Annotated in this window: 18 protein-coding genes; 14 read left to right on the forward strand and 4 right to left on the reverse strand. The window is 61.5% G+C overall.

What is annotated here, in order from left to right; genetic code table 11:
- Positions 1–474 (forward strand): IS1595 family transposase (locus ACL9RI_RS00005; protein WP_422724574.1); only part of this gene is annotated, 474 nt, incomplete at its 5' end.
- Positions 475–532: 58 nt separating this feature from the next.
- Here ACL9RI_RS00005 and argH read toward each other — a convergent pair.
- The gene (argH, locus tag ACL9RI_RS00010; protein WP_422724575.1) at positions 533–1,930 is read right to left on the reverse strand and encodes an argininosuccinate lyase; all 1,398 of its coding nucleotides are present in this window, start codon (positions 1,928–1,930) and stop codon (positions 533–535) included.
- Positions 1,931–2,208: 278 nt separating this feature from the next.
- On the opposite strand from argH, the gene ACL9RI_RS00015 reads away from it, so the two are divergent.
- The 5 genes from ACL9RI_RS00015 to ACL9RI_RS00035 all read left to right on the forward strand — a co-directional run bounded on the left by ACL9RI_RS00015 (position 2,209) and on the right by ACL9RI_RS00035 (position 5,178).
- Positions 2,209–2,412 carry a hypothetical protein gene (locus ACL9RI_RS00015; RefSeq protein WP_422724576.1) on the forward strand — a complete coding sequence of 68 codons (204 nt, stop codon included), beginning with the start codon at positions 2,209–2,211 and terminating at the stop codon, positions 2,410–2,412.
- A 208-nt stretch (positions 2,413–2,620) separates the two neighbouring features.
- A complete protein-coding gene (locus ACL9RI_RS00020) occupies positions 2,621–3,055 on the forward strand; it encodes a GNAT family N-acetyltransferase (protein ID WP_422724577.1) in 435 nt (144 codons plus the stop codon).
- 202 nt (positions 3,056–3,257) lie between these two features.
- Positions 3,258–3,461 (forward strand): hypothetical protein, encoded by a 204-nt coding sequence (locus tag ACL9RI_RS00025; RefSeq protein ID WP_422724578.1) that lies wholly within the window; start codon positions 3,258–3,260, stop codon positions 3,459–3,461.
- A 175-nt stretch (positions 3,462–3,636) separates the two neighbouring features.
- Positions 3,637–3,846 carry a hypothetical protein gene (locus ACL9RI_RS00030; RefSeq protein WP_422724579.1) on the forward strand — a complete coding sequence of 70 codons (210 nt, stop codon included), beginning with the start codon at positions 3,637–3,639 and terminating at the stop codon, positions 3,844–3,846.
- A gap of 105 nt (positions 3,847–3,951) precedes the next feature.
- Entirely contained in the window at positions 3,952–5,178 is a 1,227-nt protein-coding gene (locus tag ACL9RI_RS00035; RefSeq protein ID WP_422724580.1) for a hypothetical protein, read from the forward strand.
- A gap of 93 nt (positions 5,179–5,271) precedes the next feature.
- On the opposite strand, the gene ACL9RI_RS00040 is transcribed toward ACL9RI_RS00035, so the two are convergent.
- Both ACL9RI_RS00040 and ACL9RI_RS00045 read right to left on the reverse strand, forming a co-directional pair.
- Positions 5,272–6,660 carry a YfcC family protein gene (locus tag ACL9RI_RS00040; protein WP_422724581.1) on the reverse strand — a complete coding sequence of 463 codons (1,389 nt, stop codon included), beginning with the start codon at positions 6,658–6,660 and terminating at the stop codon, positions 5,272–5,274.
- Between the two features lie 29 nt (positions 6,661–6,689).
- Positions 6,690–7,826 (reverse strand): succinylglutamate desuccinylase/aspartoacylase family protein, encoded by a 1,137-nt coding sequence (locus ACL9RI_RS00045; protein WP_422724582.1) that lies wholly within the window; start codon positions 7,824–7,826, stop codon positions 6,690–6,692.
- Positions 7,827–8,027: 201 nt separating this feature from the next.
- Between ACL9RI_RS00045 and ACL9RI_RS00050 the strand changes: the two genes are divergently transcribed.
- The 4 genes from ACL9RI_RS00050 (at position 8,028) to ACL9RI_RS00065 (ending at position 14,736) form a co-directional block, all read left to right on the forward strand.
- Positions 8,028–9,017: a MurR/RpiR family transcriptional regulator gene (locus ACL9RI_RS00050; protein ID WP_422724583.1), complete on the forward strand. Its 990-nt coding sequence runs from the start codon at positions 8,028–8,030 to the stop codon at positions 9,015–9,017.
- A gap of 34 nt (positions 9,018–9,051) precedes the next feature.
- The gene (locus ACL9RI_RS00055; protein WP_422724584.1) at positions 9,052–11,847 is read left to right on the forward strand and encodes a TonB-dependent receptor; all 2,796 of its coding nucleotides are present in this window, start codon (positions 9,052–9,054) and stop codon (positions 11,845–11,847) included.
- A 122-nt stretch (positions 11,848–11,969) separates the two neighbouring features.
- On the forward strand, positions 11,970–13,211 hold the full coding sequence (locus ACL9RI_RS00060) for a cyanophycinase (protein WP_422724585.1): 1,242 nt from the start codon (positions 11,970–11,972) through the stop codon (positions 13,209–13,211).
- An 85-nt stretch (positions 13,212–13,296) separates the two neighbouring features.
- Positions 13,297–14,736 (forward strand): IgA Peptidase M64, encoded by a 1,440-nt coding sequence (locus tag ACL9RI_RS00065; protein WP_422724586.1) that lies wholly within the window; start codon positions 13,297–13,299, stop codon positions 14,734–14,736.
- A 13-nt stretch (positions 14,737–14,749) separates the two neighbouring features.
- Here the strand turns inward: ACL9RI_RS00065 and ACL9RI_RS00070 are convergent, their stop codons facing one another.
- Positions 14,750–16,852 (reverse strand): TonB-dependent receptor, encoded by a 2,103-nt coding sequence (locus tag ACL9RI_RS00070; protein ID WP_422724587.1) that lies wholly within the window; start codon positions 16,850–16,852, stop codon positions 14,750–14,752.
- A 548-nt stretch (positions 16,853–17,400) separates the two neighbouring features.
- On the opposite strand from ACL9RI_RS00070, the gene fabI reads away from it, so the two are divergent.
- From fabI to rbbA, 4 genes are read left to right on the forward strand one after another with little or no spacing between them, the layout of a single operon-like run.
- Complete coding sequence (gene fabI / locus ACL9RI_RS00075; RefSeq protein ID WP_422724588.1) at positions 17,401–18,189, forward strand: enoyl-ACP reductase FabI; 789 nt, start codon at positions 17,401–17,403, stop codon at positions 18,187–18,189.
- Positions 18,190–18,199: 10 nt separating this feature from the next.
- Positions 18,200–19,651, forward strand: coding sequence for an efflux transporter outer membrane subunit (locus tag ACL9RI_RS00080; protein WP_422724589.1), 1,452 nt, complete (start codon positions 18,200–18,202; stop codon positions 19,649–19,651).
- A gap of 18 nt (positions 19,652–19,669) precedes the next feature.
- Entirely contained in the window at positions 19,670–20,743 is a 1,074-nt protein-coding gene (locus ACL9RI_RS00085) for an HlyD family secretion protein (RefSeq protein ID WP_422724590.1), read from the forward strand.
- A gap of 8 nt (positions 20,744–20,751) precedes the next feature.
- Positions 20,752–23,511, forward strand: coding sequence for a ribosome-associated ATPase/putative transporter RbbA (gene rbbA / locus ACL9RI_RS00090; protein WP_422724591.1), 2,760 nt, complete (start codon positions 20,752–20,754; stop codon positions 23,509–23,511).

Genomic DNA, 23,511 nt, shown 5'->3' on the forward strand with positions numbered 1-23,511 from the left:
CGTCCGGCACGCCGGCGTGGTGGTCATGCCCGTCAGCGTGGCATTTCCAGCGAGCAGGTTTGCATCCTGGTGGCGCGCGACCGCACGGGGCAAACCATCGCTACCGTCACGGGCAAGGGGCAACTGACCAGGAAACAGCTGCTGCATTGCCTGCTACCCGTGATCGACCGCGACATCCTGCTGGTGACAGATGGCCATGCGGCCTATGCTGCTTTCGCCCGGGAGACAGACATCAGTCATCAAGCCGTCAACTTGCGCGCCGGTATACGCGTGCGTGGCGCGGCTCACGTGCAGAACGTCAACGCTTATCACAGCCGCTTGCGCGGATGGCTCAGCATTTTTCATGGCGTGGCGACACGTTATCTACCCAATTACCTGGGCTGGCGCTGGATACTCGACGCCAGGCGCATCCTGTCGGCTGAAACTTTGTTGAAGGCAACACTAGGGGACTTCCCACATCTGACGGTGACATAGCCATAAAAAATGCCCCGCCGCATGACTGCGGCGGGGCGTTTTTACGGGGAGACTCCGCTTATTTTTCCAACTGTGCACGCACGCGGGCAATCGCTGCGCGTACCTGGCGCGGCGCGGTGCCGCCCACGTGGTCGCGTGCCGCCACGGAACCTTCCAGCGTCAGCACCTCGAACACGTCTGCTTCCGTCAGTGGCGAGAAGGCCTGCAACTGTTCCAGCGACAGGTCGGCCAGGTCGCAACCGGCATCGACGCAGGCGCGCACGGCCAGGGCTACCGCTTCGTGGGCGTCACGGAAGGGCAAGCCTTTCTTGACCAGGTAATCGGCCAGGTCGGTCGCCGTGGCGTAGCCTTGCAGGGCTGCCGCGCGCATCGCTTCCGGCTTGACGGTGATGCCGCCCGCCATGTCGGCGAAGATGCGCAGGGTGTCGATGACGGTATCGACCGTGTCGAACAGCGGTTCCTTGTCTTCCTGGTTGTCCTTGTTGTAAGCCAGTGGCTGGCCTTTCATCAGGGTCAGCAGGCCGGTCAGGTGGCCGTAGACGCGGCCGGTTTTACCGCGCGCCAGTTCCGGTACGTCCGGGTTTTTCTTTTGCGGCATGATCGACGAGCCGGTGCAGAAGCGGTCGGCGATATCGATGAAGCCGATGCGTGGGCTCATCCAGATCACCAGTTCTTCGGCCATGCGCGACACGTGCATCATCAGCACGGCCGAGGCGGCGCAAAATTCGATGGCGAAATCGCGGTCCGAGACGGCGTCCAGCGAGTTATGGCAAACGTCGTCGAAACCCAGGGTCTTGGCCACGCGCAGGCGGTCGATCGGGAAGGTGGTGCCAGCCAGTGCGGCGGCGCCCAGCGGCAGGCGGTTGACGCGCTTGCGGGTGTCGGCCATGCGCTCGGCATCGCGGCCGAACATTTCCACGTACGCCAGCATGTGGTGGCCGAAGGTGATCGGCTGCGCCACCTGCATGTGGGTGAAGCCCGGCATGATGGTGTCGGCGTGCTGTTCCGCCAGATCCGTCAGCGCGCCGCGCAGGGTAGCCAGCAGGCCGGTGATGTCGTCGATGGCCGAACGCACATACAGGCGGATATCGGTCGCCACCTGGTCGTTGCGCGAACGGCCCGTGTGCAGGCGCTTGCCCGCGTCGCCTACCAGTTCGGTCAGGCGTTTTTCAATATTCAGGTGGACATCTTCCAGGTCCAGCAGCCATTCGAACTGGCCGCTGGCGATTTCCTGCGAAATTTGCGCCATGCCGCGCTGGATTTCAGCGTAGTCGGCGGCGCTGATAATGGCTTGCGCATGCAGCATTTCCGCATGGGCCAGCGAACCTTCGATATCGAACAGCGCCAGGCGCTTGTCAAAAAATACAGATGCGGTGTAACGCTTGACGAGGTCCGAGACCGGTTCGGAAAACCGGGCCGACCAGGCTTCGCCCTTTTTGGAGAATTGATCAGTCATGAGAAAGAGGTCCTTTAGTGTACGGCGATTATAAACAAGGTTGGCTTGCGGTAGGGCTTTTAGGGGCTTTCCGGGGCGACGAAGGGTACGTAACGGGGCTGGCAGGCGACAAATCGGCGTCGCGCGGGCGGTATCTACCTTCCATCCCCGCTTTTTGTATTCTGTCCCGCAAATTGTGCGTTTGGTCGCAATCCGGTGGTGATGAAGGGGGCTTGGGTCTACAGTTCAATCATCGCAGCACAACAACACAAGTACCCAACCACACAAAGGAGCACATCATGAACATCGCCAAAAACATGGAAGCCATCTTCGTCGCCATCATCGCCATCGCCGGCGCCACCACCCTGGCTACCGCCGCCGTGCCGAAGTTCCACGCCGCGCCAGCCGCTGCCACGCTGGTCGCCAGTGCCGACAACGTCACCACGCACGTCGTGTACGTCAGTGCAAAACGCCTGAGCGCAGCTGAAAAAGCAGCGCTGTAATTGATGAAGGCAATCGCAGCAGAAGTTATCGCAGTACGCAGCAGCACCACATTCTCACCGGCAGTCAGGACGGGCGGCGCCCCCGGTTCTTTCCAGCCTCAGTGACAGCCTCATTGATAGCCTCATTGATAGCCTCATTGACAGCATCAGTGACAGCATCAGCCAAATCGCCGATGATCGTGTTTTTAACGACAGGCGGGCCGGCATCATGTCTTTTTTGACGATCAACTGCAACAAGGCGGAACTCGACGTTCCCGCGATCCACCATTTCCTCAGCACGCAATCGACATGGGCCATCGGCATACCGCTGGCAACCGTGCAGCGCGCGATCGACCATTCCCTCTGCTTTGGCGGCTATATCGATGGCCGCCAGGTTGCATTCGCCCGCGTGGTCAGCGACTACGCTACGTTTGCCTATCTGGTTGATGTATATGTGCTGGAACAGCACCGGGGAAAAGGCTATAGCAAGCGCTTGATGGACGCCGTCATGGCGCATACGGACTTGCAAGGCTTGCGGCGCTTCTTGCTGGCGACCAGCACGGCGCACGGCTTGTATGCGCAGTATGGCTTCACGCCTGCGCTGCGGCCTGCATCGCTGATGGAGCGCTATGTGCCTGATCTTTATCAGTCAGGGAAGGCTTGATCGTACGCGCTTATCAGCACGTTTTTTCCGCACGCGATGTGGTGCAGATGTCGATCAGCGGGATCAGTATGGCTATTTTGCATTCTGTCCCGCCAACGGCGCGTTTCGTCGCAATCCGGTGGTGATGCAAGGTGGGGTGGCCTACAGTTCAATCATCGCAAGGCAGGAAGCCCAACTCACCCACCACGTCAGGGAGCACATCATGAACATCGCTAAAAACATGGAAGCCATCTTCGTCGCCATTATCGCCATCGCCGGCGCCACCACCCTGGCCACTGCCGCCGTGCCGAAGTTCCATGCCGCGCCAGCCGCTGCTAACGTGGTCGCCAGTGCCGATAACGTCACCATGCACACCGTGTACGTCAGCGCCAGGCGTTTGAGCGCAGCTGAAAAAGCAGTCCTGTAATTGATGAAGTCAATCGCAGCAGAAGTACACGCAGTACGCAACAACAACAGCACACTCTCACAGCTAGTCAGGACGGGCGGCGCCCCCGGTTCTTTCCAGCCTCAGTGACAGTCTCAGTGACTGCGCAGGCCAGATCGCCGATGATCGTGTTTTCAAGGACAGGCGGGCCGGCATCATGTCTTTTTTGACGATCAGCAGCAACAAGGCGGAACTCGACGTTCCCGCGATCCACCATTTCCTCAGCACGCAATCGACATGGGCCATCGGCATACCGCTGGCAACCGTGCAGCGCGCGATCGATCATTCCCTCTGTTTTGGTAGCTATATCGATGGCCGCCAGGTGGCGTTCGCCCGCTTGATCAGCGACTCTGCGACCAGAGTTTAAGCATGCTATGGCGAGCTTATGGGGGAGGTATCTATATGCGAGCAAATATCAAGGCGAGCGCCAAGCATATAAAATAAGAAAATTATAATCAAAACAAGGTTGCACATGAAAGCCGCAGTATCGCTGTCACTTCTTCTGTTTTCCCTGAGCGCACTCGCCCAGGATGCAAAACCGGGCTACGATTATCTGTACCAATTAGATAAAGCCGAAAAAACGTTTCAGGCAATCAGCAAGGATGGAAGGGCCGAAGAAGTCGCTGGCCGCCTGTCAGGGAGCATGCAACAGCTGGCTACTCAGCGCTCCTTTTCTGGCGACGTTGATGGTGCCATCGCAACCATGGATGAACTTGCTGGATACTCCCGGGGTTTGGCCGTGCCGGAGAATAAAACCAGCGACGAACCAGATCTACCGGCTAACGCTAACGTAGAGGCGGCAATCGACGCCATCGTACTCGAGGCCAGAACGCGCAACGTGGTAATTTTGAACGAAGCCCATCATGTGCCGATGCATCGTGCTTTCGCCATGCAGCTGGCGCGCGCACTGCGCAAGATTGGCTACAGCTATCTGGCCTGCGAAACCTTCGAGGAATTAGAGCCTGTGCGAGATGGCTATGCTCTGAGCTCTACCGGCTATTACAGCAACGAGCCGATGTATGGGCAATTCCTGCGCGACGCGGCCGGCGATGGCTGGAAGTTCATTGCATACGAACCCTTCGAAGAGAACCAAACCCGTTTGCAGAGAGAGATCGGCGAGGCCAGAAATCTGATCGAGCGCATCTTCGCCAAGGATAGTGCGGCCAAAGTCTTTGTCTACGTCGGCTACTCGCATGCGTTGAAAAAACCGGAAGCCACTAACGACAAGGATTTTGCGTGGATGGCGGCGCAGTTAGTCCGGCTGCATAAAGCGAAGATATTATCTATCGATCAAACCACAATGTTAAGTCATTCGCAGAAACATTTTGAAGCACAGGGATACCGTTCTGCAGTAGATCGCGCCGGCCTCAAGCAGCCGTTTGTTATCAAGTCTGCCAATGGCAGTTATCAGGTATTCGGTAAATACAAAGGGGGGATGGACATGCAGGTATTCCATCTGCCTGCCGTCACGTTGCCCAATGGCCGTGCAAGCTGGTTGCAGACAATGGCAAACCGTACGCCACACGATATCCCGCCGGAATTACTGCCCAAACAAGGAAGGCGCCTCATCATGGCCTATTACACAGATGATAAGGCGGATGCGGTGCCGGCCGATGTGGTACTTGCCGAAGCTGGTAAGACTGCACCACCACTGATGCTACCAGCTGGAACATTCAGATACCGGCACCAGGACATCTGACTTTTCCTTCAAGCGAACGCAAATATATTGCTGGTTTGTGCAAGCAAACGCACGTAAAAAAGCCATGGCGACTGTACGGCGCCATGGCTTTTTTTACTGCCAATGCATCAGGCAAGGCGGTATCAGCAGCAGCAATGCCAGCACCAGATAAATCAGCTGCAGCGGGATCATCCACTTGGCCCAGGTAATCCAGGGCACGCGCGCCAGGGCCAGCACGCCCACCGTGATGCCCGAGGTCGGTATCATCGGCGTAGTGAATTCGCCGAACTGGAAGGCCAGGATGGCTGTCTGGCGCGTCACGCCGACCAGGTCGGCCAGCGGCGCCATGATGGGCATGGTCAGCGCGGCCTGGCCGCTGCCCGAGTGAATGAAGAAGTTGATCACCGACTGCATGAAGAACATTTTTTGTGCAGCGAAGACGGGGCTCGATGACGCCACCAGCGGGGTCAATGCATGCAGCATGGTGTCGATGATTTGTGCGTCGCGCGCCAGGATCATGGTGCCGCGCGCCAGGGCGATCACCAGCGCCACGCTGACCATATCCCGGGCGCCCTGCACGAAGGCGGCGACCAGGCTATCCATGTCGAGCCGTCCTACCAGGCCGACGACGATGGCCATCACCAGGAACAGGGCGGCGATTTCATCAATGAACCAGTCGTACTTGACCACGCCGACTACCATCGTCAGCAAGGTAGCCAGGAAGATCCACAGCACGGCGCTGTGCGTGCGCGTCATGCCGGCAAAGCTGTCGAGGTCCATCGAATGCTCGCGGCGTTTTTCAATGTCGAGCAGGTAGGTGGGACTTTTTTCAGGGTGGCGCTTGATGCGCGCCGCATACCACATCAGGAACACGATGCTGACCGCCGTGGCGATGGCCCACACGATCAAACGGTAGCCGATGCCCGAAAAGATGGGAATGCCGGCGATGCCTTGCGCGATGCCCACGTTGAAAGGGTTCAGGAAGGCGGCTGAAAACCCCACTTGCGAGCCGATGAACGGTATCGACACGCCGGTGATGGTGTCGTAACCCAGTGCCAGTGCCAGCGGCACGAAGATCAGGATGAAGGGAATCGCTTCCTCGTTCATGCCGAAGGTGGCGCCACCGAGCGAAAACATGGTGAAGAAGACGGGGATGATGGCGGCGCGCACGAAGCGCGAACTGGTGTGCGCCTTGGCGATGGCCTTGATCAGCGCATCGAAGGCTTCCGTTTTTTGCAGCACGGCGAAGGCGCCGCCGACGATCAGGATGAAACCGATGATCAGGCTGGCGTCGACGAAGCCCTTGATCGGCGCCATCATCAGCGCCGCCAGGCCTTGCGGCTGGTTGGTGACGTAATGGAAGGTGCCGGGAATGATCAGGTGCTTGCCGTTGACCAGTTGCGTATCGAATTTCCCGCCCGGCACCAGCCAGGTCGCCAGCGCGATCATGGCCAGGATGCCGCATAGCAGGACGAAGGTGTTGGGCAGCTTGAATTTTTTCATGTCGTCGATCGGGTGGTTTTCTTGTATTTTTATTGGCTCAGCAGACTGCCGCCGCGGTAGGCGATGGCGCCCGCGACTTTGCCCACATTCATGCCGCGCAAGACGTGGCGGTGGGCGCTGCGCGCGAAGAATACACCAGCGACCGTGCAGCGCAAAGTCGTCGTCGCACCGCTGACCGGGTCGATCAGGTCGGCCAGCGCATCGCCAGCCGCCAGCACATCGCCCATTTCGCGCAGATACACCAGCACGCCCGCGTGCGGCGCCAATATCGGTTCCACGCCGGCCAGCGGCGTTGGTTCACATAGCGGCGCCGGCAGCGCCTCGTTCGCGCCGTCGAGTTCCAGCACGCCTTCGATGGACAGGAAGCGCAGCAGCGCCTGCGCATCGCGTTCGGCCAGCGCGTAACTCACTTCCACTTCGCCGCGCAATTCCACCGTGGTCGACAGGCAGGCCATCGGGATCGGGTGGGCGCCCTTGAAATGCGCATCGAGATCCCACCACAGGCGGCTGCATGCTTCATCGAACGGCTCTTCGCCGGCCGCCAGTTCCAGCAGCACGGCGCGCGCGCCCAGCAGCGCCGACAGGGGGGCGATGCGCTCGGCCAGCGGCGTGCCGGTGTAGATATGCAGGGCCGCTTCATTATCGCAATGCAGGTCAAGCACGATGTCGGCGTCGATGGCCATCGCCAGCAATGTTTTTTTCAGGGTTTCCGCATCGGTGCGTGGCTGCCAGGCGTCGATGGCCTCGCGTGCATGGCTGCGTATCAGGGCCACGTTGGTTTCTGCATCCTGCCCCAGCTTGCCTGCCAGCGTGGTTTTCAGTTCATCGGCCACGTGGCGGTAGGCACGGTTGAAGTTGATGCCGGTCGACAGGTCGAAGCGGCCGAACGGCGCGCCGTGGATGGCTTGCGACAGGCCGATCGGATTGGCGGCCGGCACCAGGATCACTTCGCCGTGCAGCTTGCCAGCCGCTTCCAGCGCCAGCAGTTCACGGCGCAGGCATTGCGACACCAGCATGCCTGGTACTTCGTCTGCATGCAGGGCCGCCTGGATATACACCTTCTTGCCGCTGCGGCTGCCAGCGGCAGGCACACCGAAGTGAAAGCTGCTCAATTGATAGGCAACGCTGGCGTGTTCGGTGGAGATCGGATGCTGTTGTGCTTGCATGGTCTGGTGCCCAGGAATGGTGCATGGTTGGTGGATTTCGGTCGATTATGTAGCATTATTTTCACTAAGTAAATCAATGAAAATCCTTTTACAAATAGTTGTTGAGTTTTCTTTTTGATATGCGTAGAGTGGATTCCGACGCATGTTTTTTGCATATCGATCCACTGCCAGCAGTACAAAATAAAAAGAGCCCGCCGTGTCATGAAGCCATCTGAACATTCTGTCAGTGCTGCCGCTTCCCTGTCCGCGCCCGATGCCGCGTTTGCGCAATCGGCGCTGGGACAGATGCTGATGCACGTGCTGGCGACTGGCTCGGCGTCGCAGCGGCAGATCGCCGACCATTTGCTGCGTAACCCGATGCGCGTAACCGCGCTGGGCATCGAGGAACTGGCCGAAAGCTGCCAGGTCTCGACCGCCACCATCAGCCGCTTTGCGCGCGACATCGGCCAAAAGAATTACTCGGCCATGCGCGGCGCCATGGCGGAAACCCTGCAAGCGCTGTTGCAGCCGGTCGACAAGCTGCGCCACACCATCGAACGTCGCGCCCGCGCCACATCGCCCGTCACGGAAAGCCTGGAATACGCGGCGGCGAATATCGCCGCCACAGCGGGCGCCCTGTCGCTGCCCGAAATGCAGGCCGTGGTGCGCCGGCTCACGCGCGCCAAGGTCGTCTATGTGATGGGCTTCGGCCTGTCGGCCAACCTGGCCGGCATGCTGGTGCAGCATCTGCAGCCGTTTTGCCCGCACGTGGTGGAAGTGGTGGGCATCGGTGGCTCGGAAGTGGCGGCCGGCCATCTGGTCAATCTCACGGCGCGCGATGTGCTGGTGGTGATCTCGTTTCCCCGCTATACGCTCGATTGCATCGGCCTGGCCAGCTTTGCACGCGCCCGCGGCGCCCGTATCGTGGCGTTGACCGATTCCCCCGCATCGCCGCTGGCCGAGCTGGCCGACCACACCTTGTATGCGCAAAGCACCCATCCGGTCTTGCCCAGTAGCGCCAGCACGGCGCTGGCCATGATCGAGGCGCTGGCCGTGGCGCTGATGGTCTCCAACAAGGGCAACGTGGAAAAAGCGGCGCGCTTGAGCGATGTCATCGCCGCCTACCTGTATGGCGGCGAACATGGTGTGCCGGGCCCCCGAAAAACAGCAGCGAGGCAGCACAAAGCAGTGAAAAAAAAGCAGTCCACATAAAAATCAGGGTTAAATATCATCGGGGAGAGTTCGAATGCAACAAGAAAAACAAGAAGGCAGGCTGTCCATCAACAGGCCGCGCCAGTCGGTATTGGCGTATTCCGTACGCCTGGCACTGGGCGCTTTCAGCATCATGCTCGGTAGCGCCGCCTTGGCGCAGGAACAGACCATCGATCCGGCGGCGCCGGTGGTGCCGCCGTCCAAGCTGCAGCGCGTGGAAATCACCGGTTCGGCCATCAAGCGGCTGGAATCGGAAACGGCGCTGCCGGTGCAAATCATCACGCGCGCCGACATAGAAAAGGCGGGCGTGACGACGGCGTCCGAATTGATGGCGCGCGTGTCGGCCAACGTAGGCGGCCTGACCGATGGCGGCAGCATCAATGTGGGCGGCGACCAGCGCGGCTTCAACAGCGCCAATCTGCGCGGCGTCGGCACCTCATCGACCCTGGTGCTGCTTAATGGCCGGCGCATGGCCAACTTCGCCTCGCCCGGCGACGACGCGGGCGTGGACTTGAACAACATCCCGGCCGCCGCGCTGCAGCGCGTGGAAGTGCTGCTCGACGGCGCGTCCGCCTTGTATGGCACGGACGCCATCGGCGGCGTGATCAACTTCATCACGCGCAAGGATTACCAGGGGGTGGAATTGAATGTGTATGGCAGCGGCACGCAGGAGGGCGGCGCGGGCAAGCGCACGGCCAGCATCACGGCCGGCAAGGGCGACCTGGAGACCGATGGCTACAACATCTTTGCCGTGGTCGACCTGCAAAAGACGGACCGCCTCAGTTCTTCGCAGCGCAAGTTCATTCCCAACCTGCAGATTCCGCAGCGCCTGGGACACTTGCTGTCGAGCTTTACCAGTCCCTCCAATATCCGCCTGTCGGGCGACCAGCGCGATTATTTGCAGGACAATGGTTTCCTGCTCAATGGCCGTCCCATCACCAACCGCCAGATCAATCTGTCGATTCCCAACTGCGCACCGCCGGCCAATCTGTACCTGCCCAAGGGCACGGGCGGCGTCGACGCCTGCACCTACGACTACATGGGCGACACGGAGCTGTATCCGAAAACGGACAAGCAGAACCTGCTCACGCGCGGCGTGTTGAAACTCAACGCCGACAACCAGCTGTATGCGGAAGTGGCGCTGAGCCGTTCGCGCAGTTATTACGTGGGTTCGTCGGCGCGCGTGATCGGCTATATCGATTACAGCAAGGTGCCGCAATTGGCCAATAGCGGCCTTGATAACATCGTCGATGACGACGGCAATCCGACGGGGCGCGAACTGGAACTGCGCATGCGCCTCAATGAAGCGGGCATGCGCACCAGCGAACTGACCAGCGAGAGCCAGCGTATCGTGGTTGGGGCGACCGGCACGGTGGGCGGCTGGGATTATGACGTGGGCCTGAACCATAGCGTCAATACCGTCAAGGACAGGGACACGCACGGCTACGTCCTGTACGACAAGCTGCTGGCAGGGATCGCCGATGGCCGCATCAACCCGTTCGGGCCATCGGGCGCCGAGGGCAGGGCGCTGCTCGACAGCATCCAGGTCAATGATGAAGTACGCCATGCGCGCGGTACCATGGACTCGCTGGACTTCAAGGTATCGCGTGCATTGATGCCGCTGGGCGGCGGCGACCTGGCGCTGGCCGTGGGTGGCGAAGTGCGCCGCGAACGCACGGAATTTCGGCCATCGGCGCTGCTGATGAGCGACAACATCAACAACGATGCGGCGCCAGAAGGCGGTATGGCCACCAGCGACAGCCGCAATGTGCAGGCCGTCTACAGCGAATTGCTGCTGCCATTCACGAAGCAGTGGCAGGCGCAATTGTCGGGCCGCTATGACCATTACCAGCAGGTGGGCGGCGCCCTCAGTCCCAAGATCGGCCTGACCTATATGCCCAGCAAGCAGGTGCTGATGCGCGCATCGGCCGGCAAGGGTTTCCGCGCGCCGTCGATGTCGGACCTGCACCGCCCTACCGTCTACAGCAGCACCTCGACCTTGCCCGATCCCGTGTATTGCGCTGCAGAGAATAATGACTATTCCGTGTGTGCCGATAACTGGGACACGCGCCGCTACAGCAACGACAAGCTGAAACCGGAGCGCAGCCGCCAGTTCTCGGCCGGGCTGGTACTGGAACCGAGCGAGCGCTGGACCTTCAGCGCCGACTACTGGAACATCAAGCGTACCGACCTGATCAGCGAGATCGGCGATGACATCATCCTGGGCAACCTGGCCAAGTACGGCAACCTGGTACACCGCGATGCGGATGGCCTGATCGACTACATCGAACTGCGCAAGGAAAACCGCGGCGCGCAAAAGGCGTCGGGCATCGATTTCACGGCTGACCTGCATGGCGTGAAAACGGCGTGGGGACGTTTCGGCGGCCACTTGAGCGGCACCTATGTGCTGGACTCGAAAATCCAGACCAGCCCTGGCGACACCTTCATCAGTAATTTGAACACGTTCGTGACCGAAGGCGTGGTGCAGCGCTGGCGCCATACGATCACGCTCGATTGGGATAATGGCCCGTATTCGGCCAGCCTGTCGAATACCTATTCGAGTGGCTACCAGGACCAGAACTCGGCCATCAATACCGACGATGGCAGCGTGGTGGCGGCCAACCGCGTGAAAGCCTATACCATCTGGGACATGTCGGGCGCCTATGCCGTCAGCAAGCAGTTCAAGCTGCGCGCGGGCATACAGAATCTGTTCAATACCAGCCCGCCATATTCGAACCAGGCGTATTTTTTCCTGTCTGGTTATGATCCCAGCTACACCGATCCGCGCGGCCGGCGCTTTTATGCCTCGGCTAATTACAGCTTCAAATAAGGACCGCAGCAGTCAGTTTCAACCTTCAGTTTCAAACGGTAATTGCAGTATGTCGCAGTGTGTATTTGTAGTCAGCGGCGCGTGCCTGTTGCGCGCCGCCTTCCATGCATCTGAAAGGCACCATGAAACCAAACGTTATCTCGCTGTTCAAATTCTGTTTTACTCTCCTGTTCGGCTATGTGCTGGCTTTGTCGGCTAACGCGGCGCCAGCTGCCAACACGGCGCCGCAGGGTACCCTGGTCATCATCGGCGGCGGCCTGCGCGCCGACAATGCGGAAGTCTGGCAACGCATTGTGACCCTCTCTGGCGGCAAGGGTGCCCGCATCGCCGTGCTGGCGTCGGCCTCGATCAACCCGGAAAAATCGGGCCAGAGCATCATCACCAAATTGAACCAGTATGGCGCCGACGCTTTTTTCGTGCCGCTGGGCGTCAAGCTGCCCAATAGTGATTACCGCAAGGCGGCCGAAGATCCTGCCATCGTTGCGCAAATCAAATCGGCCAGCGGCATTTATTTTGCCGGTGGCGACCAGGGCCGCATCACGCAAGCCTTGCTGCGCCCGGACGGCAGCCGCACGGCCGCACTGGAAGCCATCTGGTCGGTCTACCGCAACGGGGGCGTGATCGCCGGCTCCAGCGCCGGCGCGGCCATCATGAGCACCACCATGTTTTATGACGCCAAGCCGGTGCTCGACATGCTGAAAATGGGCGTCACCGATGGCAAGGAGATCGCGCCTGGCCTGGGTTTCATCGGCAGCGATGTCTTCGTCGACCAGCATTTGCTGGTGCGTGGCCGTTTCGCCCGCATGATTCCCGTGATGCTGAAAAAAGGCTATCACCTGGGCCTGGGCATCGATGAAAACAGCGCCATGGTGGTCGACGCCAAGCGCGACGTGGAAATCATCGGCTACAGCGGCGCCCTGCTGATCGACCTGTCGGGCGCCATCAGCGACCGCGGCGTGAAAAATTTCAATATCAGCAATGCCGCCATCAGCTATCTGGACCGGGGCGATAAGTTCAACCTCGTCACGCGCGCCTTCACGCCGTCGCCGGACAAGGCCGACAACAAGCTCGATCCGAACCAGCCCGACATGCGCGAACCCGTATTTACCAACGATATCCTCGGCAATAACGCCGTGCTGGACCTGATGGGCAACCTGATCGACAACGCCCAGCAGGAAGCGATTGGTATCGCCTTCGGCAATCCGCGCGATCCCTACCCGGACCTGGGTTTCGAGTTCAGGTTCAGCAAGACCGTCAACAGCGTCGGCTACAGCTCCACCGAGGCGGAGGCCTATTCGGTGCTGAAACTGCGCCTCGATATCCGTCCGATCCAGCTGCGCCAGCCGCTGTACCGCTACAAGTAGGATATACATCGGCCACACCGGCGCTTTCAAAGCGCCGGTCCTGTCGCTACAATCAAGGCTTACCTATTACCGTTTTAGGAACGCCATGCAGCACACCCCGATACGATCCTTCCTGTGCGCGCTGGCGCTGGCCATCGGCATCCTGCCGATGGCGCAGGCAGCCAGCTCCAGCCCCGCGCAGCCAGCCACCATGCGCCTCGATTACCAGCATAGCGGCAATGCGCTGGACGAACACTATGCGGTCGAAAGGGTGCTGGTCGAGCCCTTGCCGTGGCCAGGCAATATGGCGCGCACCATCGACGATAGCAATCGTGGCAACAATATGGTGGAAGTGGTCGACATCAAGACGGGAAAACTGTTGTATTCGCGCGGTTTTTCCACCGTGTTCGGCGAGTGGAGCAGTACCGATGAAGCGAAAACCACCACGCGCGCCTTCCAGGAATCGGTGCGGTTTCCACAGCCGCAGCAGCCGGTACGCGTGCGCATCCTCAAGCGCGACGAGCGCGGCCTGTTTTCGGTTGTCTGGAGCACCGATGTCGACCCGGCCGCGCAGGATGTGATCCGCAAGCAGCCGCCGGCGCCCGTCAAGCCGATTCCGATCCGCATCAGCGGCCCTTCGTCGGAAAAAGTCGATCTGCTGGTGCTGGGCGACGGTTACACGGCGGCCGAGATGGGCAAGTTCGAAGCGACGGTGCGCCGCATGGTCGATCACCTGTTCAGCGTATCGCCATTCCGCGAACGTGCCAAGGATTTCAACGTATGGGCGATGGCCGTGCCGACCCAGGAGTCGGGTGTCTCGCGTCCATCGACGGGCGTGTATCACGCTTCGCCCCTGGGTACGCGCTACGATATCTTCGGTAGCGAGCGTTATGTGCTGGCGGTGGATAACCGCGCGCTGCGCGACCTGGCCCAGTATGCGCCGTATGAATTCATCGAAATCCTGGTCAATAACGATACCTATGGCGGTGGCGGCATCTTTGGCCAGTTCAGCACGGCGGCGGCCAATAACGACTGGGCCAATTACCTGTTCGTGCATGAATTCGGCCACCATTTTGCCGGCCTGGCCGACGAGTACTACACCTCGCCGGTAGCTTATCAGTCCAGCGGCGAGCGCCGCGAACCGTGGGAGCCGAACGTCACGGCCTTGCATGACCCGGCCAACGTGAAGTGGAAGAAGCACGTCAAGGATGGCACGCCCATGCCGACGCCATGGCCGAAGGAAGAATATGAAGCAGATTCGCGCGCTTACCAGCAAGAGCGGGCCCAGCTGCGCAAGGACAACCGGCCAGAATCAGAAATGAGCGCCCTGTTTCACCGCGACCTGAAACAGAGCGAGGCACTGTTTTCGAAAGCCCCGCACCAGCATCAGGTGGGGGCGTTCGAAGGTGCCAATTACGAGGCCAGCGGCTACTACCGGCCCGAGATGCAATGCATCATGTTCGACCGCAGCGATCAATTCTGCTCGGTGTGCCAGGACGCGATCAGCACCATCATCGACTTGTATTCGCGTCCGGCCGCACCCTGATTTGCCAGTTATGTCAGATATGGCCTTGCACGCCAAAGCCGATCTGGCGTGCGTTGCCCAGGTTGACCAGGTAGCGGCCCGTGACCGAGTCCAGATGGTTGGCCGTGATGTAGGTGCGGTTGGTCAGGTTGCTGCCGAAGGCGAATAGCGACACGCCGCTGGACAAGGTGTAGGATGCCTTGGCGCCCAGCACGGTGGAGCCGTCATTGCGGTCGGTGTTATCCGGGCTGGTGTAATTGCTGCCGCTATGCACCAGGTTTGCATTGAGCAGCCAGTGGTCGGGCGTCCAGCTGAACCCGATCGACTGGGTTTGCCTTGGCGAGCGGGCAAACTCCTTGCCCGCATAATTACCCTGCGGCGTATCGAAATCGATGAAACGCGACTTCGACAAGCCCAGTGCGCCAAACAGTTCCAGATGCGGCATCACCTTGCCGCGTATCTCCGCCTCCAGCCCTTGCAGGCGCGAGCTGCCCGCGTTGACCAGGTAGGTATCGAGCGTATTGCGGCCGATATCGACTTGCTGATTCGACCAGTCGATCCGGTAGGCATTGAGCGCCACCACCATGCCGTTGCCGACCACGCCCTTGAGCGAGGCTTCATAGTTCTTGGTGAATTCCGGGCCATAGGCGTTCGAGCCACGTTCATAACTGTAATTGACGCCGCCGGTGCGGTAGCCGCGCTGCGCCGTCAGGCCGGCTACCCACGCTGGCGCCAGCGCGTAGCGCAACCCCAGCTTGGGCAGCCAGACGGCATTGTCAGTCGCCAGATTTTGCACGCCATCGGGTGCAAAAATGCCGCCGCCGATCAACTGGCCCACGATCCTGGTGGCCAGCGGGGAGGTGCCGCTGGTGGCGGTCGTCAGCACGCGGGTCTGGCGTTCGCTGTCGTAGCGCATGCCGGCCGTCGCCGTCAGCTTGCCGATCACATAATCGAATTCGCCAAAGACGGCGTGGGTTTTGGTGTCGTCCGCTTCCAGATTGCCGCGATTGATGAATTCGCTGCCATAGGCTGCATCGCAGGCCGCCTGCACCTGGCATTGACCCGTCAGGCCCAGCACATAGGATACGGGCACGGTAAACAGATCCTTCTCGTTGTAATGCGCGTTCTGATAATAAATGCCCGCCACGCCCTTCAACGAATGGCCGAACAGCGTGGTCTCGAAGTTGGCGCGCGCTTCCTGTGAAAACTGGCGGTCGATGTTTTCGCCGGTGCGGTCCCCCTGATTGAGTTCCGTGCCGTCATAGTCCTGCACGCGCGAGTACAGATTATGCGAATACGTGGTCAGCAGGGTGATGTCGGCGCCGCCCAGCTTGAAGGTTTGTTCGAGTGCCGCCGAACGCGTGAGGTTATCGGCATTGCGCGGATCGTTCGACAGGTTCTGGCGCGCGTCGATAGGGCGGGTCACGGCTTCCACGCCTGGGCTGCCCAGCTGCTGCTTGTCGTCCACCAGCGTGACGAGCGCCTGGTAGTTACTACCGAACGGCGTGATGCGCAGCTTGGCGCGCAAGGTATGGCCATCGTCGTGATTGAAGCGCTTGTCGTTGCGGGTCGGGTCAAACACATCGCCGTCGCGCTTGCGGTCTTCGAAGGTGATGCGGCCGGCCAGCACCTGGTCGATGATGGCGCCGCCGCCTGCCACCGCGACGCGCCTGGCGTTCTCGTTACCGGCGCTGACGCGGTAGCTGAAATCGGGAATGTCGGAGGGATCGCGCGTTTTCAGCACCACGGCGCCAGCCAGCGAGTTGCGGCCCTGGTTGGTCGATTGCGGCCCGCGCAGCACTTCCACGCGGTCGGCATCCCAGACGCTGAGGGCACTGATGTCCTGGCCGAAGCCGTCTTGCGGCACGCCATCGACGACCATGGTGATGGTGCGGCCGCCGCCACCGCCAGCCGGGCCATAGGAATTGATGCCGCGGATGGACAGGCCGCTGGCCGTGCCCACGTTGGCCATTTGTGCCGCCACGTCTTCCAGGGTGGTACTACCCGATTCGCTGATCTGGCGGCCATTGCGCGACCCCACGCTGGTGCTGCTGTCGATTTCCGTACGTTTCAGTTTGTCGCCGCTGATCACCACCTGTTCGACCGGCGCGCTGCCATCGGCGGTCGTGCCCGGCACAGCCACGACTGCAGTGTCATCCGCATATGCCTGCCAACTTGCCAACACACTCACCAGGCCCAACACCATCACTTTGATACGCATTTTTTATGTTTACCTTTGCTGTACATAAAATGTGAATGAGAATCAATCTCAAAGGAAATCAATTCTAAATGAGAATGATTTTCAATCAAAGTGAAAAAGAGTAAGAGTCAGGCAAGCGTTGCGGCTTTCAAACAGTTACCCCGCATGCTCTCCCGTGTGACACCAAAAGCAGGCTCTGGTTTATATTCTGGGCTTGCTCATTTGCAATTTTTTCTCTTCTTATGTTGCAGCTGCGGTGGATGATGTAACGCTATCTTCATCGTATCGCGCTGCATCTGTGAGCGATTAGTGTTAAATATCAGTTCATATTGCAAAATTTGATATAGATCAATGTTGCGCTGCCGCAATGACTCGTATAGTTGCGATGTCACAAGGCGCAGCGACGCCAGCCTGGCCTATGGCCGGTCGCTTTGTTGCCTTGTCCTGTTGCGATAAAGCGACAGCGCACACACGATGGAGAAAAGATGAGTAATGGGAATGTGAGCAGTTTGACTAGCCTGCACGGCAAGCAAGGCTTGGTGATTGGCATCGCCAATGACCAGAGCATCGCCTGGGGCTGTGCGCGCGCATTGCGCGACGCCGGTGCGGAACTGGCCGTGACATGGCTGAACGACAAGGCGCGGCCCCATGTCGAACCGCTGGCGCAGCAAGTGCAGGCGGCCATTGCGCTGCCGCTCGATGTCAGCCGGCCGGAACAAGGCGAAGCGCTGTTTGCGCAGATCGCGCAGCAGTGGGGCCGGCTCGATTTTCTCGTCCATTCGATCGCTTTCGCGCCCCAGCAGGATTTGCATGGGCGCGTGGTGGACACCTCGCCGGCCGGTTTTGCGCAGGCGATGGATATTTCGTGCCACTCCTTCATGCGCATGGCCCGCCTGGCCGAGCCGCTGATGCAGGGCGGCGGCAGCCTGATGACTATGAGTTATCTGGGCGCCGAAGGGGTGGTCAACGATTACGGCGTGATGGGGCCCGTAAAGGCGGCGCTGGAAGCATCGGTGCGCTACCTGGCTGCCGAACTGGGACCGTCCGGCATTCGCGTCAATGCGATTTCACCGGGGCCGCTGGCCACGCGGGCCGCCTCCGGCATCGCCCATTTCGACCGCCTGCTGGCAGACGCCGAAGCGCGTTCTCCCATGCGCCGCCTGGCCAGCATCGATGATGTGGGCGCGCTGTGCGCTTTCCTGGCTGGCGACGGCGCGCGCGCCATCACGGGCGGCACCCTGTATGTCGACGGCGGCTACAACATCCTCAATTGACTGGAAGACGATGAGCAAACTGGTTCCCGATTTTTCCTTGCACCGTAGGCCTGCAGCCCTGCTGGCGGTCGTTGCCGCCATGGCGCTGGCCGGCTGCGTCTCGATGGCGCCACCCTATGTTCAACCGCCGTTGCCGGTGCCGGCGCAGTATCCCGAAGCCGATCCGGCTGGCGCCAACGCCATCGATATCGGCTGGCGCGCGTATTTTGCCGATCCCCGCTTGCAGCAGACCATAGAGCTGGCGCTGGCCAATAACCGCGATATCCGTATCGCCGCCCTGCGCGTGGAAGAGGCGCGCGCCGCTTATGGCATACAGCGCGCCGAGCAGTTTCCAACGGTGGGCCTGGGCGCCTCCGGCAGCCGCGCGCGCGTGCCGGGCGACTTGAGTATCACCGGCCAGCCCATGACGTCGGCGCAGTACCAGGCGGGTTTGAGTGTCAGTGCCTGGGAGCTGGACTTTTGGGGCAGGGTGCGCAGTCTGAAAGACAGCGCCCTGCAAAACCTGCTGGCCAGCGACGAGGCGCGCCGCGCCGTCGGCGTGGCGCTGGTGGCGCAAGTGGCCAACGGCTACCTGGTCTTGCGTGAACTGGACGAGCGCGTGGCGCTGGCGCGGGCCACCGTCGACAGCCGCGCCGAATCGCTGCGCATCTTTACGCGCCGCTTTGAAGTGGGCTCGATTTCCAAGCTGGACCTGACCCAGGTGGAAACCCTGCTCAGCCAGGCGCTGGCCTTGTCGGCCCAACTGGAACAATCGCGCGCCGCGCAAGCGCATGCGCTGGTCCAGCTGGTGGGCGGCCCCATTGATCTGACGCCTGGCATGCGCCGCTTCGACGACGCCAGCGTGCTGTTGCCGCTGCATGCAGGCCTGCCATCGTCCCTGCTGACGCAGCGGCCCGACCTGGTGGCGGCCGAACACCAGCTGCGCGCGGCGCAAGCCAATATCGGCGCCGCGCGCGCGGCCTTCTTCCCCCGCATCAGCCTGACAGCCTCGTATGGCACGGCCAGCGCGCAATTGAGCGGTCTGTTCGACTCGGGCAGCGGCGCCTGGAGTTTTTCGCCGCAACTGGCCCTGCCGATTTTTGACGCGGGCCGCTTGCGCGCCAATATGGACCTGGCCGAAGTACGCCGCGACGTGGCCGTGGCCAATTACGAAAAAAGCGTGCAGGGCGCCTTCCGCGAAGTGGCCGATGCGCTGTCGAACCGGCGCTGGCTGGCGCTGCAGGTCGAGATCGGCAAGACCACCCTTGCTGCGCAGACGGAACGCGCGCGCCTGGCCAAGCTGCGCTACGACAATGGCGCCGCGCCCTATCTGGAAGTACTCGACGCCCAGCGCGACTTGCTGACGGTGGAACAGCAGCTGGTGCAGACGCGCCGCGCCTTGCTGTCCAGCCAGGTCAGCCTGTACGCGGCCCTGGGCGGCGGCGCTCCCGACGCCGCCAATGCCGCCACCTTCACCAACTAATTTGACCGCGCCGATACCATGACTCCACAACTGAAGAAAAAAATCATCCCTGCCGCGCTGATCGTGGCCGCCGTCGTACTGGGCTATGTGGCCTGGCAAAAAATGCGCCCCAGCGGCCCCGGCGAAGGTTTCGTCAGCGGCAATGGCCGCATCGAGGCGACGGAAATCGACGTGGCCACCAAGCTGGCTGGCCGCGTCAACAGCATCAGTGTGCGCGAAGGCGATTTCGTCAAGGCGGGCCAGCCGCTGGCCACCATGCAGGTCGATTCCCTGTCGGCCCAGCGCGACGAGGCGCGCGCGCGCCAGCAGCAGGCGTCCGATGCGGTGGTGGGCGCGCAGGCGCAGGTGGCCGTGCGCGAGAGCGACAAGGCGGCCGCGCTGGCCGTGGTGGCGCAGCGCGAAAGCGAACTCGATGCAGCCCAGCGCCGCCTGGCCCGTTCCGAAACCCTGTCGAAAGAGGGCGCTTCATCGGTGCAGGAACTCGACGACGACCGCGCTCGCGTACGCAGCGTGGCCGCCGCCCTGAATGCCGCCAAGGCCCAGGTCACGGCCGCGCAGTCCGCCATCGACGCGGCCAGGGCGCAAGTGGTCGGTTCGCGTTCGGCTGTCACTGCCGCTGAAGCGACCACCGCCCGCATCGACGCCGACCTGGCCGATGGCCAGCTGAAGGCGCCGCGCGACGGCCGCGTGCAATACCTGGTGGCGCAGCAGGGAGAAGTGCTGGGCGCCGGCGGCAAGGTGTTGAACCTGGTCGATTTGTCCGACGTCTACATGACCTTCTTCCTGCCCGAGACGGCTGCCGGCAAGGTGGCGCTGGGCGGCGAAGTGCGCATCATCCTCGACGCAGCGCCCAGCTACGTGATACCGGCCACGATCTCGTTCGTGGCGGCCAGCGCCCAGTTCACGCCGAAGACGGTGGAAACGGCCAGCGAGCGGCAGAAACTGATGTTCCGCGTAAAAGCGCAGATCAGCCGCGAATTGCTGCTCAAGCACCTGGCGCTGGTGAAAGTGGGCTTGCCGGGCGTGGCCTGGGTGCGCCTCGATCCGAAGCAGGAGTGGCCCGCTGAATTGACGGCCAAGGTTCCGCAGTGAGCGTGGCCGTGAACCCGCCTGTCGCTAATACCTTTGTCGTCAGCATCAAGGGCGTCAGCCAGCGTTATGGCGCGACCCTGGCGCTGGATGCCATCGACCTCGACGTGCCGGCCGGTTGCATGGTGGGCTTGATCGGCCCCGATGGCGTGGGCAAATCGAGCCTGCTGTCGCTGGTGGCCGGCGCGCGCGCGGTGCAGGAAGGCAGCGTGATGGCGCTGGGCGGCGACATGCGCGATGGCCGTCACCGCGACGACGTCTGCCCCCGCATCGCCTATATGCCGCAAGGCCTGGGCAAGAATCTGTATCCGACCCTGTCGGTCGAGGAAAACCTGCAGTTTTTTGCGCGCCTGTTCGGCCATGACGCGGCCGAGCGCCGCCGCCGCATCGACCAGCTCACGCGCAGCACGGGCCTGCAATCGTTCCTGGCGCGCCCGGCCGGCAAGCTGTCGGGCGGCATGAAGCAGAAACTGGGATTGTGCTGCGCGCTGATCCATGATCCTGACCTCTTGATCCTCGACGAGCCGACCACCGGCGTCGATCCGCTGGCGCGGGCCCAATTCTGGGACCTGATCGCCGGCATCCGCGTGCAGCGCCCGCAAATGAGCGTGATGGTGGCCACCGCCTACATGGACGAAGCCCAGCGCTTCGATTGGCTGGTCGCCATGGACGACGGCAAGGTGCTCGATACGGGCACGCCGGCCGAACTGCTGGCGCGCACGCACAGCGAAAACCTGGAAGCGGCTTTCATCAAGCTGCTGCCCGAAGCCAAGCGCGCGGGTCACCAGCCGGTGGTGATCACGCCGCTGGACGCCGCCAGCGCGGCCGATATCGCCATCGAGGCGCAAGACCTGACCATGCGCTTCGGCGATTTCACGGCCGTCGACCATGTGAATTTCCGCATCGGCCGTGGCGAGATCTTCGGTTTCCTGGGCTCCAACGGCTGCGGCAAGTCGACCACCATGAAGATGCTGACCGGTTTGCTGCCCGCCACCGAAGGCAAGGCCTGGCTATTCGGCCATGAAGTCGATTCCAGCGATATCGATACGCGCCGCCGCGTCGGTTACATGTCGCAGGCATTTTCGCTGTATGGCGAATTGACGGTGCGCCAGAACCTGGTGCTGCATGCGCGCCTGTTCCACGTGCCGGAAGCTGATATCGCGGCCCGCGTTGATGAAATGGTGCAGCGCTTCGACCTGGCCGAAGTGCTCGACAACCTGCCCGAGAGCCTGCCGCTGGGCATACGCCAGCGTTTGTCGCTGGCCGTGGCGATGGTGCACAAGCCGGAAATGCTGATCCTCGATGAACCGACGTCGGGCGTGGACCCGATCGCGCGCGATAATTTCTGGCGCCTGATGATCGAACTGGCGCGGCGCGACCATGTGACGATTTTCATTTCCACCCACTTCATGAACGAGGCCGAGCGCTGCGACCGCATCTCGCTGATGCACGCGGGTAAAGTGCTGGTCAGCGATGCGCCGGCCGAACTGGTACGCAAGAAGGGTGCACCGACGCTGGAAGCGGCCTTCATCGCCTACCTGGAAGAGGCGGGCGGCGGCACGGCCCCGGCGCAGGAGGCCGAGACGCCGGCGCCGGTCGTCAAGCAGGAAGCAACCGAACACCCGCAGCGGCGCAGCCGTTTCAGCAGTTTCAGCCTGGGCCGCATGCTCAGCTATATGTGGCGCGAAACGCTGGAACTGCGCCGCGATCCCGTGCGCCTGACGCTGGCCCTGGGCGGCTCCGTGCTGCTGCTGTTCGTGATCGGTTTCGGTATCAGCCTGGACGTGGAAGACTTGAGTTACGCTGTGCTGGACCACGACCAGACCAGCTTGAGCCAGAACTACACGAACAACCTGGCCGGGTCACGCTATTTCGTGGAAAAGCCGCCGCTGCGCGATTATGCCGATCTGGATAAGCGCATGCGCAGCGGCGAGCTGGCGCTGGCGATTGAAATCCCGCCCGGTTTTGCGCGCGACGTGCAGCGCGGCGCGCCGGCGCAAGTGGGCGCCTGGATCGATGGCGCCATGCCGATGCGCGCGGAAACCGTGCAGGGATATGTACAAGGCATGCATCAGAGTTGGCTGGCCGACCAGGCGCTGCACCGCTATGGGATGACGATGAGCAGCCCGGTCGCCGTCGAGACGCGCTTCCGCTACAACCCCGACGTGAAAAGCCTGCCCGCGATGGTGCCGGCCGTGATCCCGATGCTGCTGCTGATGCTGCCGGCCATGCTGGCGGCGTTGTCCGTGGTGCGTGAAAAGGAACTCGGTTCCATCATCAACCTGTACGTGACGCCCGTCACGCGGCTGGAATTTTTGCTCGGCAAGCAGGTGCCGTATGTGGTGCTGGCGATGCTGAACTTCGTGCTGATGGCGCTGCTGGCGGTGACGGCGTTCGACGTGCCGATCAAGGGTAGTTTGCTGACCCTGATCGCCGCCACCTTCATCTTCAATATCTGCGCCACCGGCATCGGCCTGTTCGCCTCGACCTTTACGCGCAGCCAGATCGCGGCCCTGTTCGTGACCATGATCGGCACCATGATCCCGGCCATCCAGTTTTCGGGCCTGCTCAATCCCGTGTCGTCGATGGAAGGCACGGGCAAGGTCATCGGCCTGATTTACCCGGCCACGCACATGCTCAATATCAGCCGCGGCATTTTCAACAAGGCGCTGGGTTTTTCGGACCTGCACGCCTCGTTCCTGCCGCTTTTGATCGCCATTCCCGTGATCCTCGGCGTGACGGTGGCGCTGTTGAAGAAGCAGGAGAGCTGA

It is taken from the genome of Janthinobacterium sp. Mn2066, assembly GCF_049319705.1.
GTDB lineage: Bacteria > Pseudomonadota > Gammaproteobacteria > Burkholderiales > Burkholderiaceae_D > Janthinobacterium.

Bases quoted from the DNA above. Each gene is read 5' to 3' on its own strand.
- ACL9RI_RS00060 (WP_422724585.1), top strand. From the start codon at position 11,970: ATGAAACCAAACGTTATCTCGCTGTTCAAATTCTGTTTTACTCTCCTG.
- ACL9RI_RS00020 (WP_422724577.1), top strand. From the start codon at position 2,621: ATGTCTTTTTTGACGATCAACTGCAACAAGGCGGAACTCGACGTTCCC.
- fabI (WP_422724588.1), top strand. From the start codon at position 17,401: ATGAGTAATGGGAATGTGAGCAGTTTGACTAGCCTGCACGGCAAGCAA.
- ACL9RI_RS00065 (WP_422724586.1), top strand. From the start codon at position 13,297: ATGCAGCACACCCCGATACGATCCTTCCTGTGCGCGCTGGCGCTGGCC.
- ACL9RI_RS00030 (WP_422724579.1), top strand. From the start codon at position 3,637: ATGTCTTTTTTGACGATCAGCAGCAACAAGGCGGAACTCGACGTTCCC.
- ACL9RI_RS00085 (WP_422724590.1), top strand. From the start codon at position 19,670: ATGACTCCACAACTGAAGAAAAAAATCATCCCTGCCGCGCTGATCGTG.
- ACL9RI_RS00055 (WP_422724584.1), top strand. From the start codon at position 9,052: ATGCAACAAGAAAAACAAGAAGGCAGGCTGTCCATCAACAGGCCGCGC.
- argH (WP_422724575.1), bottom strand. From the start codon at position 1,930: ATGACTGATCAATTCTCCAAAAAGGGCGAAGCCTGGTCGGCCCGGTTT.
- ACL9RI_RS00035 (WP_422724580.1), top strand. From the start codon at position 3,952: ATGAAAGCCGCAGTATCGCTGTCACTTCTTCTGTTTTCCCTGAGCGCA.
- ACL9RI_RS00040 (WP_422724581.1), bottom strand. From the start codon at position 6,660: ATGAAAAAATTCAAGCTGCCCAACACCTTCGTCCTGCTATGCGGCATC.
- ACL9RI_RS00025 (WP_422724578.1), top strand. From the start codon at position 3,258: ATGAACATCGCTAAAAACATGGAAGCCATCTTCGTCGCCATTATCGCC.
- ACL9RI_RS00045 (WP_422724582.1), bottom strand. From the start codon at position 7,826: ATGCAAGCACAACAGCATCCGATCTCCACCGAACACGCCAGCGTTGCC.
- ACL9RI_RS00050 (WP_422724583.1), top strand. From the start codon at position 8,028: ATGAAGCCATCTGAACATTCTGTCAGTGCTGCCGCTTCCCTGTCCGCG.
- ACL9RI_RS00080 (WP_422724589.1), top strand. From the start codon at position 18,200: ATGAGCAAACTGGTTCCCGATTTTTCCTTGCACCGTAGGCCTGCAGCC.
- ACL9RI_RS00015 (WP_422724576.1), top strand. From the start codon at position 2,209: ATGAACATCGCCAAAAACATGGAAGCCATCTTCGTCGCCATCATCGCC.